The following is a 13967-nucleotide window of genomic DNA, read 5'->3' on the forward strand; positions in this document are numbered from 1 at the left end:
CATGCCCATGAGCAAACACTTAAGGCACTCCTTCCAAGTCGGAGACGCCAAGAAATAAATGATGGAGAGCAGTGTAAACATTATGAACATGTCATTATTACCATGTTTACGTTTATCCACACCAGCATACTTCAATTCTTTATGTAGGTAGAAGATCTGTAAGGATTAACAACGGGAATACGATAATCCAACTGTCGAAACGATCGAGAACACCGCCGTGGCCTGGTAAGATCGAGCCAGAGTCTTTGATGTTGCGGACGCGTTTGTAAGCGGATTGAATAAGGTCCCCTAGTTGTCCGGCTACCGCTACAATGAGACCAATCAATAATGCATTAGTGATCTCTATGATATGAGGCGCACAGATAGCGAATACAAAAGCTGTAATGACCGACAGGACAACACCACCGACAGCCCCTTCAATTGTCTTGTTAGGGCTTATAGACGGCCATAGCTTATTCTTGCCGATTGCTCGTCCGACGAAGTAAGCTCCCGCATCGGATGCAACGTTACAAGCTATAATAAGAAACGACCAGAAGATGCCGTGATGTTCGAGATCCCTTACTGCATTCATCGAACTGAAGCCGTAACCTACATATAAAGCGCCTAACAACATTAGCGAGGCGCCGTCGATGGTTATTTTGTTTTTGGTGAATACCGTGACAGCTAAGAGCAAGAATGCCAATGTCCAAAGAACGGTAATCGCAGAGGGTGAATCTACGCCCATAAGCTTCCACGGAAGCACGAACAACAGCACACCTGCATAACCCAGCAACGAAGCCGGTTCATTCCATGTGTGCCCATTCATCTTCGTATACTCGTTAAAGCCGAGTAAAGCCAGCAATACAAGCGTAGCTGCATACAACCATCCGCCGGCAAGCAGTAATGCGACAAAGGCCGCACCGGCAAGAAGTCCCCAAATGATTCTTTGTTTCAAGTGATGGTCACACTCCGATATCGATGCTTATAAACCGCCATAACGCCTAGCGCGGCGCTGGTACTCTTGTATTGCTTCTTGCAGATGTGTCTCATTGAATTCTGGCCAGTACACGTCCGTAAACCACATTTCGCTATAGGCAAGCTGCCACAGCATGAAATTACTAAGCCTTAATTCGCCACTTGTACGAATCAATAAGTCCGGATCCGGAATATCCCCGCTGAGCAAACGGCTGGATAACAGCTGTTCATCAATCTGTTCCGTAGATAATCGTCCATCCTGTACATCGGCAGCAATTTCTTTAATAGCCTCCAGCATTTCCCTACGACCGCCATAATTAAGAGCAAAATTAAGTACGAGTCCCGTATTATTAGCTGTCTTCGTAATCGCTTCTTCAACAGCATTCAAGGTAAACGACGGGAGGTTTTCTTTGTGACCCATCATGCGTACCTGAACGTTTTTTTCAACGAGCTCTTCCAGCTCAATTTCCAAAAATTGCTGAGGAAGCTTCATTAAGAAATCAACCTCGTCCTTAGGCCTCTTCCAGTTTTCTGTGGAAAAAGCGTACAATGTCAAATACTTGACACCAAGACGATCTGCTTCCATTACGATTCGCTTCACCGTCTTCATACCAGTATGATGGCCGGCGATCCGTGGAAGTCCACGTTTCCTCGCCCAACGTCCGTTACCATCCATAATGATGGCGATATGCTTCGGAACATTGTCAGTTGCCAAAAACGGTTCAGCCTCTTTCGAGGACGATTTGCCAAGTTTGGCCAAAATTCGACTGATCATGCTTGTTCCTCCCACCCGGATTTCAAAAAACCAAACCCCACCTTACGGAGGGGCTGTAGGTGCAATTATACTTCCAGAATCTCTTTCTCTTTTGCAACAAGTACTTTATCAACTTCCGCAATGAAACGATCTGTTGCTTTTTGAATGTCTTCTTGATGGCGACGTGACTCATCTTCAGAAACAGTCGTTTTCTCCATCTTTTTAATATCATCATTTGCATCACGACGGATGTTACGGATCGCAACCTTAGCATCTTCACCGAATTTCTTCGTTGTTTTCACAAGGTCATTACGACGCTCTTCCGTCAGAGGAGGCAATGTAATACGGATAGCCGAGCCATCATTGGATGGTGTAAGGCCAAGATCGGATTTCATAATCGCTTTCTCGATTGCTGCGATTGATGTTTTATCCCAAGGCTGAATAAACAGTGTACGGGAATCCGGTGTATTAATATTCGCTAATTGCGCAACGGGCGTAGGTGCCCCATAATATTCAACTTGAACACGATCGAGCAAAGCAGGCGTTGCCCGTCCTGCACGAAGTGTAGCCAGATCACGTTTCAAAGCGAGAATTGCTTTCTCCATACGATCTTCTGCATTCTTTTTAACGGTTTGCGGCATTATTTCGCACTTCCTCTCACAATAGTACCAATCTTCTCACCAAGCACGACTCTCTTAATATTCCCTTTTTCAGTAATCGCGAACACGACGAGCGGAATATTGTTATCCATGCAAAGCGACGATGCCGTTGAATCCATAACACCAAGGTTCTTGTTCAGAACTTCCATATACGTTAATTCTTCGTATTTCTCAGCTGTTGCATCTTTGAATGGATCAGCAGAGTATACGCCATCCACTTTGTTTTTAGCCATTAGAATAACTTCTGCTTCAATCTCAGCCGCACGAAGTGCTGCAGTTGTATCCGTCGAGAAGAACGGGTTACCCGTACCAGCTGCGAAAATAACAACGCGGCCTTTCTCAAGGTGACGGATTGCGCGGCGTCTTATGTAAGGCTCCGCAATTTGCTGCATAGCAATTGAAGTTTGAACGCGAGTTGGCACTTCAATTTGCTCAAGTGCGTCTTGCAGTGCAAGTGAGTTCATAACAGTTGCCAGCATGCCCATGTAGTCAGCAGTAGCACGATCAATACCTTTCGCCGTACCGGCGATACCACGCCAGATGTTGCCGCCGCCAACAACGATAGCGACTTCAACGCCAAGTGCAACTACTTCTTTCACTTGATCAGCGATTTCTGAAATGACCGAAGCTTCAATGCCGTAGCCTTGATCTCCTGACAAAGATTCACCGCTTACTTTCAGAACTATTCTTTTGAAAACAGGCTGTCCCATCGTCCCTACCTCCATCTTGTACCTCGCGGGCGAGGTAACATCCTATAATGATCTTTATTTAGAAAAAGGGACGGGGCGAACGCCCCGCCCCGCCTGTGCGTTCGGTTTACAGTTTTGCTTGAGCCATAACTTCTTCAACGAAGTTATCCACTTTTTTCTCCAAGCCTTCGCCCAGTTCATAACGAACAAAGCGACGGATCGAGATGTTTTCACCGATAGCGCTGATTTTCTCGTTCAGAAGAGCCGAGACAGTTTTGTCAGGGTCTTTAACGAAGGATTGCTCCATCAAGCAGTACTCTTCGTAGTATTTAGAGATACGGCCATCAACCATTTTCTCAACGATTTTTTCTGGTTTGCCTTCGTTCAGCGCTTGAGCTTTCAGAATCTCGCGCTCTTTTTCGATTTCGTCACCAGGAACTTCTTCGCGACGAACGAATTTAGGGTTAGCTGCAGCGATGTGCATAGCGATATCACGTGCGAAAGTACGGAATTGATCTGTTTTCGCAACGAAGTCAGTTTCGCAGTTGATTTCTACAAGTACGCCGATACGGCCGCCTGCATGGATATACGATTCAACAACGCCTTCAGTTGCAATACGACCAGCTTTATTTGCAGCTGCGGACAGGCCTTTCTCACGAAGCAATTCGATTGCTTTTGTGATATCACCGTTTGTTTCGTCCAATGCTTTCTTGCAATCGAGCATACCTGCTCCAGTTCTTTCACGAAGCTCTTTAACTGCACTAGCGGATACTGCCATAATAAGCCCTCCTGGAAATTCCATTTTTAGTTTTTACGTTCAAAAAAAGGGCGGTGAGAGGCTTTCACCTTCTGACCACCCTTTGTTGTAGCAATTTATTTCGGATTAAGCAGTTGTTTGCTCGCCTTGGTTAGCTTCAACGATAGCGTCAGCCATTTTGGACGTCAGCAATTTAACTGCGCGAATCGCGTCGTCATTGCCTGGGATTACATAATCGATTTCGTCCGGATCGCAGTTAGTATCAACGATACCTACGATTGGGATACCGAGTTTGCGTGCTTCAGCAACAGCGATACGCTCTTTACGAGGATCGATGATGAACAAAGCGCTAGGCAGACCTTTCATGCCTTTGATGCCGCCGAGGAATTTTTCCAAACGGTCTTTTTCTTTGTTAAGAATGATAACTTCTTTTTTAGGCAGAACTTCGAAAGTTCCGTCTTCCGACCATTTTTCGAGTTGACGCAGACGGTCAATACGCTTTTGGATCGTTTGGAAGTTAGTCAACGTACCACCCAACCAACGTTGGTTGATGTAGAAGTTGCCACAACGCTCAGCTTCTTCTTTAACTGAATCTTGAGCTTGTTTTTTCGTACCTACGAACAGCATAGTGCCGCCTTCAGCAGCTACAGAACGTACGAAGTTGTAAGCTTCTTCGACTTTCTTAACTGTTTTTTGCAGGTCGATAATGTAAATTCCGTTTCTTTCTGTGAAGATATAACGATCCATCTTAGGGTTCCAACGACGAGTTTGGTGACCGAAATGCACACCAGCTTCGAGAAGTTGTTTCATGGAAATAACCGCCATATTCAACACACCTCCTGTTATGGTTTTTGAGTAATTACCTCCGCCCATCGCATCTTCCGCTAAAACTTCCGGCGACCGGAAGCACCATTAACGGAATTAATAGGCGTGTGTTTTTAACACCGACAATTAATATAACATATATGACAACACGGTGCAACAGAAGTTTGTCGAAAATTTCCGGTGCCTACTTCTCCTGATCAAATTCTGCCTTTGAAACGGGCTGGCTTGTAATAATCTGAATGACTTCATCTACGGTTGGATTGCCTTCAAACAAGAAATAACCTGCGCGAACAGGCTTCTTCTTCATCTTAGCGATAAAAGCCGATTTATCTGCAATCAGTTTCTGCTCCTTAAGCAGCTCAGCCGTATCTGTTAAGTTCATACCGCCTGTAATATGGATTTTACGCTTAGTCTCTGCCCTCACTGTGACTGTTGCTTGCTCTTCTGCCTTGGTATCCTTTTCCTCAGCTGCTGGCGTGGCTGCAGCTTCATCAGTTGGAGTCTCCGATGGCTTGGCTGATTCAACAGCATCTACATCAGCAGCCTTTGCACGTTCCTCAGCAATCCTATCATCTAGTTCCGCTTGCGTATAGAGCTTAGGCTCTCCATCCTTATATCCATCAGAAAGCTTCTGCTGGCTCTCGTCCCCAATCTGCATAATCTGCAGAAGAATAGCACCAGCTATGATCCCTGCACCTAGTCCAGCTACAAAGGAGCGGTTCTTAAACATAGACCTTCTCCTCCTGCTTAGCCAGTTGCAAGATCAGTTGCACTTCCCCTTTATTCATACTCAGTTTTTTAGCGATAGCCTCAATTGACTTTCCTTGATTGTACAGCTCGAATAAATCGGCATAACGCGATTGAATGCCCGATACTACTTGTTGAGGTTCAGGATCCTCAACAGTAGATTCAACTGTCGCTGCTTGGAAAGCTGGTGCAGCTGTCTGTATCGGTGCAGAATAGGCCTGGGCAACCATCAAGTCGTTCTGACGCTGTTGCTGTAGAAAACCTAGCTGTTGCTCCAATAGCGAACATTTGTTCTCGATTTCCATCAATCGCTGTTTACTTTGCTCGGTTTGTGTTTTTCCTTCTTCTCGAAGAACCGTTACAAGCTTCACAAGGTCTTGATGATCCTGCTCCGTATTCTCCATAAACTGCTCCAAAGCAATTTCCATATTACGAGTATCTTTTGACTCCTGTGACTGCTGCTGTTTCCGTGGAAGGAATAGCGAGGCTACGACTACAACAGCACCAAGAAGTACAATATAAGACCAGTTAGACATAATACACACCCCCTACAAAGCATTGCTGATGCTATAACGATATATCCACATGATGCCCTTTATAGGGATGCTCGGCCTGGCGGCTTTCTTCAGTTATGCCCTGGGATTCATCGGGCTTACGTTTCCTCTTTGCCAAATAGGGATTACCGCTCTGCCGATCTCGATCATTGCGTACATTTGGTCCGCCAGTCTGCTCAACACCGGTATTTTTACTTCGTAACTGTTCCGTTTGTTTGGATGCCAGCTCTGCCATTCTTGTCTGTTCCGCAATAGGCTTATGGTTAGTCTGACTTTGTGTCCCACTTGCTTCAAGTGTTCGTGGAATCGACCATTGCAAATCAATTGGCTTAAAAGGCATTCGCTCAGCTCCTCTCGTAACAGCCCAGTTAATATTTTTCATTAAAAGAAAACAATGAGATTACGTAAACAAAGGATACTGTACAATATCACCTTCCGAATAACGGAATGAAACACGCTGTACGGGATCCTTGATAAAACGGGTATATCGGCCGATTACAATTTTAATACCGCCATATACCGTATGGCTGATATCTACCTTGGATTTGTCGGTATCTTCCAGTGATTTCTCAATTTCAAGAATACGCTCTCTAATCTGATCGCTCTCAGCGGTAGTCTGACGTCTAGTTGCACCGAGTTTAATGCGCATCGCCATCTTCTGATCAGTAAGTTGATCTAAAGCTGCCTGCTGATCAAGAATAGCAAGCGCTTTCTCTGTCTTATCCATCGCATCCATGTTCTGCCTAAGCTTTAATCGCAGCTCTTGGAGCTCTGAGCGAAACTCCGGTCTTACCCCTACTTCAATAGAAGTGGCTGTCGACATCGTATTGCCAACCACTCGCGCAGAGACCTGCTCGACCGCTTGAATTGAACCACCCACAATGAGTCCCTTCGACCCCTGGCAAATAACGTTTCTGCCTGCCCGGACATTCGAGTGCATGATACTTTGCGATACCAGAACATCCTCACCAGCAATGACGTTACAGTCTTGAATGAAGGAGCTTTTTACATTCTTTTGTGCTTTGATGTAGCCCTTGTTACCCGCCATAATACCGCCAGTAATCTCGATTGAGCCTTCAGAATCCAGTTCAGCTCCTTCTACTCCGCCAATAACACGAATATCTCCGGAAGCTTTCACTCGGAATCCGCTTAATACATTCCCACGGATGACTACCGTACCGACAAAATCAATATTGCCGACTCTATAATCAACGTCCCCGTTCACTTCATAAACCGGGAAAACGTTTACTTTCTCTTTGTCAGTAATCGTGATAAGGCCGTCAATTAAGGCATACATCGCCGTTTGATCCTCGTTCACGACAACGTTTTTCCCTACTTTAAACCTAGCTTGTCTGCCTTGTTTAGCTGAGATTTCTTCACCCGTAATCATCATTCCGGGGGCACCAAATAAAGCTTCCACCCGCTCCGCAATTAATTGACCACGCTTCACATTTTTCAAACGCGAAACTTCTTTGAAATCAACTTTGCCGTCCTCCAGTTCTGCCGGACGCTGGGATTGCTCCTTCATATCATAGGCAAAACGGATTGAACCGTCCTTGCCTGGAGTTGCCGGAGTACCCATGGCTATTAACGTTTGCTCTTTACAATAAGCAAGCGTATTGGTGCAAATCTCATGTAACACACTTGTGCGTATTCCAAATACAACACCTTTGCTGCGTACAAAACGTTCCAATTGACCGGGAGTGCAGTCGAAATCTTCGGTGATCCGGTTAAAGGTCAGGAAGGCAGACAGCTTATCAGCAGATATCTGGATACGCAAGTAAGACTCTAATAAATGGTCATCCACCTTGCCCACTCCCTTCTAATGCTGCAATAATTGTTCTTTATTTTTCGCCAGTGCACCACGAAGCCTTAAGATCGCTTTTGAATGCAACTGAGATATACGGGAAGGGGAAAGTGACATCACTTCCGCAATTTCGCTTAACGATAATTCTTCATAATAGAAGAGAGAGATAACGGTTCTTTCCTTCTCCGTTAATTTCTCAATTCCGCTGATCAGTGAGTCCTTCAAGAAAAACTCATGAGCTTTATGATCCGGGTTTTTCGCCCGTTCATCAATGAGCAGCGACAGCCTTGTCTCCGACTCTTCCTCCCTGATCGGATCTTCCAATGAGCAAACCGTCGTGATTGCGATTTCATGGAGCATATTCGTAAACTCTTTTTCACTTACATTTAAATGATGGCTTATTTCTGCATCCGTTACCGAACGCAAATATTTTTGCTCCAAGTTTTGATAGGCTTCCTCAATTCGTTTCGCCTTTTCTCTAACTGAGCGCGGCACCCAGTCCCCTTGGCGCAGGCCATCAATGATCGACCCGCGAATACGCCAGGATGCGTATGTCTCAAATTGCAAACCTCGGCAATAATCGAATTTCTCGATGGCATCAATGAGTCCCATCACTCCATTGCTGGCGAGGTCATCCTTTAACACATTTTTCGGCAGTCCAATCGCCATTCGGTTCGTTACATAATCGACCAAAGGCAAGAACTGCTCAATTAGACGTTTCTTGGCTTCTAGGTCGCCTTCCTCTTTCCACGCTCGCCACATTTCTAAATTTGCAGTTGCGATCATGTCACTTACCCTCCTGTCATATGACGAATGGCTTTAGCCAATTCCTCAGGCTCTTTATTCTGGGTCGAAACAAGCTTAGGCGGTGTTAACGGTTTAAACTGCTTCAATTGCTCCGACTGTTCTGCTTCTTGCTGATGATTGCTATCAAGCTGTGATCGAAGCAGCTGATTGAGGTCTTCACTCTCATCAGGAGTCTGCAGATCCAACTGCGTGCCTTTGCCATCCTCTTGTGCTGTCTCTTCTTGATGCATGACTGGCGGGGCTAGTATAAAGGCCAGTGCAATCCGCATTACAAATGCAATCGCTACAAAGGCGATGAAAGCATACATGCTGCGCATCAGCATGACAGACAGCGGGTTTTTACCAATCGAAAATAATAAGGTTAGTACCGCGCCAATAATCCCCAAGCCGACATTCCATCGCCAATTTCCAACCATTTCAAATCTCCTTTATCCCAAACTGCACGCTTCTTATCGTCAATACTCCACTCATGCTGTCAATTTCAATCGTGCGGCCATAATTCCCGCCTGTATCCTGCCCTAAGACAGGAATGGAATAGTTCGCGAGAATTCCCAAACAGGATTCTACATTACGTGGTCCGATTCGCATCGAATCCGATTGGCCTGAAAAGGCGAACATTTGTGCTCCACCCGCCATTTTGGCCACAAGGCGGTTAACTACCGCCCCGATTGCTTTCATTTGCCCAATAAGCTCAGGAATTGCCGTATCCGCATATTTGGCAATATTCATTGTCGACTCTCTGGCAATTTCTGAAGATGGCAGCATAACATGTGCCATTCCTGCAACTCGTGCAACAGGATCGTATAACGTCAGACCGACACAAGAGCCTAGCCCTGTTGTCCGTAGATGTGCTCCGCCCGCAGCCCATTTTAAATCTGCCATGCCGACCTTGATCACATCTTGTTGGATCATTCGGTCAGTACTCCCAAGGATTGAAATATTTTAGAGAAGGAATCCGGATCTGGAATGAGGAAGAAATGTCCCTCCAGCTCCTCCTTGTCTTCGAGAAACGTTGTTTCTATAAGTAATGCGGAATCTCCCATTTCTCCGTATTGCATAAGCCCGTAGCTTAGGATAGGTCCTGCCATATCTCTAGCAACTGCGGGAACCGAAGGTGCCATCGACAAATTTGTAAAGTCAGCTAGGGATGATAAATAGGAGCCCGCCAAAATATTACCGATCTCGCAAAGCGCAGACATCTCCATTTCGGAATAATTGTCCGGTGCTTCGTTTTCAAGAGAAAGCAGTTGTCCAAGCAGTCGCTTGGCTGCCTCTTCTTGAATAATAAAGAACATATTGCCTGGCGCTTCCCCTTCTACCCGAAGAAAAACCGCGATGACAACTTGTTCGGAACCGCCCACACGATCAGCAACTTCTTCAAACGGCAGCAGGCTGACCTTAGGCACCGCCATGTCTACCGGCTTGTCCAGAAGGCGGGATAATGCAGTAGCTGCATTACCCGCTCCTATGTTGCCTACTTCCTTCAGAACATCCATCTCAAACGCTTTGAATCGATTAAAGACGTCCACACCTACACCTCTAACTGTTCGAGTTGAATAATTTCGCTCTTATTCAGCACTTCGGACAAGTTCAGCATAATGAGCAAACGGTTGTCACCGAACTTGGCAATCCCTCTTAAATATTTCGCTTTAATTCCTCCGACAATTTCCGGCGGTAAATCAATGGTATCCGTATCGATATCAACCACATCATTAGCAGAATCTACGATAAAGCCAACTTCCATATCAGCAGCCGCGACTACGATAATCCGGCTGTTCTCTGTTGTTGTGGATTCAGGAAGACCAAAACGTCCGCGCAAATCAATGACAGGAACAACTATACCGCGCAGATTGATAACACCTTTAATGAAGGAAGGAGTTTTCGGAACCCGAGTAATTGGGGCTAGGCGTTCGATCGTACGAACTTTATCAACCTCAATGCCATATTCCTCATGTGCCAGTGTAAATACGATAACTTTTAATTCTTCTCCCATCGGTAAGCCCTCCCTATTTGATTAAAGCATTAGGATCAATGATGAGTGCCACTTGGCCATCGCCAAGTATAGTTGCACCTGAAATTGCCTCGATATTGGTCAAATATTTGCCGAGCGTCTTCAAAACAATTTCGCTTTGCCCGATAAACTCATCCACCGTGACAGCTGCCCATTTATCGCCTTTACGAATAACAACAATCTCTGTTTCTGATTCGTTATGCTCGTTAAAGTCCGGAGATTCAAGGACTTTACTTAGAGAAACCAAAGGAATAACCGCGTTGCGGAAATGAATCATTCGATTACCGTGAACGTTCAAAATCTGCTCTTTTTGAATAATACCTGTCTCTACTATCGAAGTAAGAGGAATGGCATATTTCTCTGAACCTAGCTTAATCAGCATTGCCGAAATGATAGATAGCGTCAGAGGCAATTGCACGGCAAACTTTGTTCCTCGTCCTTGAACGGAGTCAATTGTAACGTTGCCGCCAAGTGAAGTGATTTTCGATTTTACTACATCAAGACCTACTCCGCGTCCTGAAATATCCGAGATTTTGTCAGCTGTACTGAAGCCCGGTGCGAATATCAACATGTTGATATCTTCACTAGTCAGCTGCTTGGACTGTTCCTCTGTTACTACTCCATTCTTAATGGCCGTCTGGAGCACTTTCTCTTGGTTAACGCCACGTCCATCTTCTTCTACTTCGATGAATACATGATTGCCGCTATGGTAAGCACGTAGATTGATCGTACCTGTCTCGGATTTGCCTGCCGCAATCCGTTCTCCCACCGTCTCAATACCGTGGTCGACCGAGTTGCGAAGCAAATGAACGAGTGGATCACCAATCTCATCAATGACGGTCCGATCAAGCTCTGTATCTGCACCGGTAATAACCAGATCGATCTTCTTATCAAGTGATTTGGCTAGATCCCGAATCATACGCGGGAATCGGTTGAATACCGAATCTACCGGAACCATTCTTAGTTTCAAAACGATATTTTGCAAATCTGAGCTGACACGAGTCATATGCTCTACGGTCTCTGTCAGATCATTACGGCGGATCTCACTGGAAAGCTGCTCTAGTCTTACTCGATCTATCAACAGCTCACTGAACAGATTCATCAGTGCATCAAGCCGGTCAATATCAACACGAATCGTTTTTGAAACGGCTGCTGGTGCTGCAGAAGCAGCTGCTGCCTGCGAACGCGCTGTTGTAACCTGCTTGCTAGCTTCCTCCTTCGCTGCCGCTTCCACTTGAACTGGAGCAGCTGCAGGAGATTGCTCTTTGGCAGCATTATTCAACATGGCTAGCGATTCGAGATCCAGCAAGGCAACCGAAACCTTCTCAATCTCCGAAATAGCGGAGAGTTGTGTTTCAAGCTCTTGCTGAGATAAGGTCGAGATAGTAAACACTGTGAAGGAGCGGTCGAACTTATCCTGCTCTAAATCCGTTACCGGCGGTTCTGACTTTATAATATCGCCGTTCTTCCCCAGCAGGTCGAATACCATGTAGGCACGAACTGCTTTCAATACACAATCCTCACGGACCTCAACTTCAATAAAGTAAACATTATGTCCGCTATCGATAGATTGCTGAATAACAGAGGTTTGGAATTCGTCTAGTAACGCAGGACCAGTTGCCTGCTGGCCATTCGGGGCTGCCGGCGATGCTACTACAGAAGTCCCTGATGTTTTATAATCTCCTTTTACAATCGACTGAAGGGAAGCTACCAGCGAAGTTACATCCGCTTTACCCGTTCCTCCCCCTACGATATCCTGGACCATTGCTTCCAGAGCATCAAGTCCTTTGAACAGTGTATCGAAGATGAAGCTATCCATTTTAAGCTTGCTATTACGTACAAGATCGAGGACATTCTCCATCTCATGTGTCAGAGAAGCGAGGTCTTCGTACCCCATTGTTGCAGACATACCTTTAAGCGTATGGGCTGAACGGAAAATCGATTGGACGATCGACAGATCCTCCGGTTCGCTTTCGAGGCGTAGCAGATTTTCATTCAAAGATTGCAGGTGATCATTGGACTCGTCGATAAACATTGACAAGTAGGCGTTCATATCCATTTTGTCGCACCTCCTGATAGGACTTTATATCGTCTATTATCCTTTCAATACCGCTTGCTGCAGCTCTGCAGCAATCTGCTGCAAAGGTAATACCGTCTTCACGCAGCCATTCTCAATGGCACTACGTGGCATTCCGTAAACGACGCAGGTTTGTTCCGATTCGGCAATTGCCGATTCTGCCCCGCTGTCGACCAGAGCTTTCATCCCTTTTGCTCCGTCGCTGCCCATCCCTGTCATAATGACAGCATGGCGTCGTAGTTCATCAAACGGAGTTAAAGATTCAAACAACACATCCACTGAAGGGCGATGGCCGTTTCGAGGTGGCTTCTGAGTAAGCTGCACATAATAGCCTGTTTGGTCTTTCGCCAGTTCCATATGATGACCGCCAGGCGCGACGTAGACTACACCTGCCTTCAGCCGATCTCCTTGTGCCGCTTCAATGACTTCCAGATCACTGAAGCTGTCCAGCCGCTGTGCAAGCGACTTTGTGAATTTGGGAGGCATATGCTGAACAATTAAGACCGGTGCAGCAAGCTCTGCTGGAAGAGAGCAAATCACTTCATGTAGTGCACGTGGTCCACCCGTGGAGGTCCCAATTGCAATAACATGGTCGAATTGATCTGCAGCTTTTAATCTCTTCTTCGGCTGCTTCCCACTCGTGCTATCCTCTAGAGCTGCCGCTACAGGTACAAGTGGAATTCTCTCCTCATTGGAGAGTTTCGGCAGCTTTTTCATAGGACTGGAAACCTTCACCTCTTGCGCTGGCGAAACCGCTTCCCGAGCTTCCGCCTGCTGTTCGGGCTGCAGCAACCTTTTCTTGCGGCTGCTCTCTTCTTCTAAAGGATTTGCCCTCTTAACCAACGGCAATCGTTCTATCTTTGCCTTTGGAAGAGCAGGCGTGTCCTCTATCCCATTAATGGAAGAATACCTTTTCATCAAAACAGCGATTCTTAGTTTTTCCAGCAACAGCTCTCCAACTCGAACGATGTCATTAGAGAATGCTCCCATGGGCTTACGAATAAAGTCAAATGCCCCAAACTGGAGCGCCTTGATGGTCTCTCTTGTGTTCTCTTCGCTAATACCCGACAGCATGATAATTGGAGTCGGCTGTTCACTCATAATGCGCTGCAACGCATCAATTCCGTTCAGCTCAGGCATTTCAAGATCAAGCGTTACCGCATCCGGCTTCCACCTCTTCACAGCCTCTATCGCTTCGAGTCCATTAGATGCTGTTGCCACAATCGTAAATTGGGGGTCCTGTACGATCAAATCGCTAAATATTTTCCTCATGAAAGGCGAATCGTCCACGACAAGCACGCGATAAGGAAGCATTCTGTTCCCCCC

17 protein-coding genes are annotated in these 13967 nt (G+C 46.0%); all 17 read right to left on the minus strand.

The window, feature by feature from the left end; all coding sequences use genetic code 11:
* Positions 1–139: 139 nt before the first annotated feature.
* Positions 140–934 (minus strand): phosphatidate cytidylyltransferase, encoded by a 795-nt coding sequence (locus AC0YNT_RS21885; RefSeq protein WP_475806531.1) that lies wholly within the window; start codon positions 932–934, stop codon positions 140–142.
* A gap of 27 nt (positions 935–961) precedes the next feature.
* Positions 962–1729: an isoprenyl transferase gene (locus tag AC0YNT_RS21890; RefSeq protein WP_167280720.1), complete on the minus strand. Its 768-nt coding sequence runs from the start codon at positions 1727–1729 to the stop codon at positions 962–964.
* Positions 1730–1794: 65 nt separating this feature from the next.
* A complete protein-coding gene (gene frr / locus AC0YNT_RS21895) occupies positions 1795–2349 on the minus strand; it encodes a ribosome recycling factor (protein ID WP_167280721.1) in 555 nt (184 codons plus the stop codon).
* On the minus strand, positions 2349–3077 hold the full coding sequence (gene pyrH, locus AC0YNT_RS21900; RefSeq protein WP_167280722.1) for a UMP kinase: 729 nt from the start codon (positions 3075–3077) through the stop codon (positions 2349–2351). The genes frr and pyrH overlap by 1 nt, the downstream gene beginning before the upstream one ends.
* Positions 3078–3183: 106 nt before the next feature.
* On the minus strand, positions 3184–3834 hold the full coding sequence (gene tsf / locus AC0YNT_RS21905) for a translation elongation factor Ts (protein WP_167280723.1): 651 nt from the start codon (positions 3832–3834) through the stop codon (positions 3184–3186).
* A 105-nt stretch (positions 3835–3939) separates the two neighbouring features.
* Positions 3940–4638, minus strand: a complete 699-nt coding sequence (gene rpsB, locus AC0YNT_RS21910) for a 30S ribosomal protein S2 (protein WP_015844998.1) — start codon at positions 4636–4638, stop codon at positions 3940–3942.
* A gap of 184 nt (positions 4639–4822) precedes the next feature.
* Positions 4823–5368 (minus strand): hypothetical protein, encoded by a 546-nt coding sequence (locus tag AC0YNT_RS21915; RefSeq protein ID WP_475806532.1) that lies wholly within the window; start codon positions 5366–5368, stop codon positions 4823–4825.
* Positions 5361–5921, minus strand: coding sequence for a DUF6115 domain-containing protein (locus tag AC0YNT_RS21920; protein WP_475806533.1), 561 nt, complete (start codon positions 5919–5921; stop codon positions 5361–5363). The genes AC0YNT_RS21915 and AC0YNT_RS21920 overlap by 8 nt, the downstream gene beginning before the upstream one ends.
* A gap of 31 nt (positions 5922–5952) precedes the next feature.
* Positions 5953–6279 (minus strand): hypothetical protein, encoded by a 327-nt coding sequence (locus AC0YNT_RS21925; protein WP_475806534.1) that lies wholly within the window; start codon positions 6277–6279, stop codon positions 5953–5955.
* Between the two features lie 60 nt (positions 6280–6339).
* On the minus strand, positions 6340–7746 hold the full coding sequence (locus tag AC0YNT_RS21930; RefSeq protein ID WP_475806535.1) for a DUF342 domain-containing protein: 1407 nt from the start codon (positions 7744–7746) through the stop codon (positions 6340–6342).
* A gap of 15 nt (positions 7747–7761) precedes the next feature.
* On the minus strand, positions 7762–8532 hold the full coding sequence (locus AC0YNT_RS21935; protein WP_167280728.1) for a FliA/WhiG family RNA polymerase sigma factor: 771 nt from the start codon (positions 8530–8532) through the stop codon (positions 7762–7764).
* 5 nt (positions 8533–8537) lie between these two features.
* Positions 8538–8969, minus strand: a complete 432-nt coding sequence (locus AC0YNT_RS21940) for a hypothetical protein (protein WP_475806536.1) — start codon at positions 8967–8969, stop codon at positions 8538–8540.
* Between the two features lies 1 nt (position 8970).
* Entirely contained in the window at positions 8971–9465 is a 495-nt protein-coding gene (locus AC0YNT_RS21945; RefSeq protein ID WP_475806537.1) for a chemotaxis protein CheD, read from the minus strand.
* The gene (locus AC0YNT_RS21950; RefSeq protein ID WP_167280895.1) at positions 9462–10049 is read right to left on the minus strand and encodes a chemotaxis protein CheC; all 588 of its coding nucleotides are present in this window, start codon (positions 10047–10049) and stop codon (positions 9462–9464) included. The genes AC0YNT_RS21945 and AC0YNT_RS21950 overlap by 4 nt, the downstream gene beginning before the upstream one ends.
* A gap of 35 nt (positions 10050–10084) precedes the next feature.
* Positions 10085–10546 carry a chemotaxis protein CheW gene (locus AC0YNT_RS21955; RefSeq protein ID WP_167280731.1) on the minus strand — a complete coding sequence of 154 codons (462 nt, stop codon included), beginning with the start codon at positions 10544–10546 and terminating at the stop codon, positions 10085–10087.
* A gap of 13 nt (positions 10547–10559) precedes the next feature.
* Complete coding sequence (locus tag AC0YNT_RS21960) at positions 10560–12623, minus strand: chemotaxis protein CheW (RefSeq protein WP_475806538.1); 2064 nt, start codon at positions 12621–12623, stop codon at positions 10560–10562.
* 36 nt (positions 12624–12659) lie between these two features.
* Positions 12660–13955, minus strand: a complete 1296-nt coding sequence (locus tag AC0YNT_RS21965) for a protein-glutamate methylesterase/protein-glutamine glutaminase (RefSeq protein ID WP_475806539.1) — start codon at positions 13953–13955, stop codon at positions 12660–12662.
* Positions 13956–13967: the final 12 nt, after the last annotated feature.

Source organism: Paenibacillus sp. J22R56 (assembly GCF_056269375.1).

Bases quoted from the DNA above. Each gene is read 5' to 3' on its own strand.
- AC0YNT_RS21955 (WP_167280731.1), bottom strand. From the start codon at position 10,546: ATGGGAGAAGAATTAAAAGTTATCGTATTTACACTGGCACATGAGGAA.
- rpsB (WP_015844998.1), bottom strand. From the start codon at position 4,638: ATGGCGGTTATTTCCATGAAACAACTTCTCGAAGCTGGTGTGCATTTC.
- AC0YNT_RS21925 (WP_475806534.1), bottom strand. From the start codon at position 6,279: ATGCCTTTTAAGCCAATTGATTTGCAATGGTCGATTCCACGAACACTT.
- AC0YNT_RS21965 (WP_475806539.1), bottom strand. From the start codon at position 13,955: ATGCTTCCTTATCGCGTGCTTGTCGTGGACGATTCGCCTTTCATGAGG.
- AC0YNT_RS21940 (WP_475806536.1), bottom strand. From the start codon at position 8,969: ATGGTTGGAAATTGGCGATGGAATGTCGGCTTGGGGATTATTGGCGCG.
- AC0YNT_RS21890 (WP_167280720.1), bottom strand. From the start codon at position 1,729: ATGATCAGTCGAATTTTGGCCAAACTTGGCAAATCGTCCTCGAAAGAG.
- AC0YNT_RS21935 (WP_167280728.1), bottom strand. From the start codon at position 8,532: ATGATCGCAACTGCAAATTTAGAAATGTGGCGAGCGTGGAAAGAGGAA.
- pyrH (WP_167280722.1), bottom strand. From the start codon at position 3,077: ATGGGACAGCCTGTTTTCAAAAGAATAGTTCTGAAAGTAAGCGGTGAA.
- AC0YNT_RS21945 (WP_475806537.1), bottom strand. From the start codon at position 9,465: ATGATCCAACAAGATGTGATCAAGGTCGGCATGGCAGATTTAAAATGG.
- AC0YNT_RS21960 (WP_475806538.1), bottom strand. From the start codon at position 12,623: ATGGATATGAACGCCTACTTGTCAATGTTTATCGACGAGTCCAATGAT.
- tsf (WP_167280723.1), bottom strand. From the start codon at position 3,834: ATGGCAGTATCCGCTAGTGCAGTTAAAGAGCTTCGTGAAAGAACTGGA.
- AC0YNT_RS21920 (WP_475806533.1), bottom strand. From the start codon at position 5,921: ATGTCTAACTGGTCTTATATTGTACTTCTTGGTGCTGTTGTAGTCGTA.
- AC0YNT_RS21950 (WP_167280895.1), bottom strand. From the start codon at position 10,049: ATGGATGTTCTGAAGGAAGTAGGCAACATAGGAGCGGGTAATGCAGCT.
- frr (WP_167280721.1), bottom strand. From the start codon at position 2,349: ATGCCGCAAACCGTTAAAAAGAATGCAGAAGATCGTATGGAGAAAGCA.
- AC0YNT_RS21915 (WP_475806532.1), bottom strand. From the start codon at position 5,368: ATGTTTAAGAACCGCTCCTTTGTAGCTGGACTAGGTGCAGGGATCATA.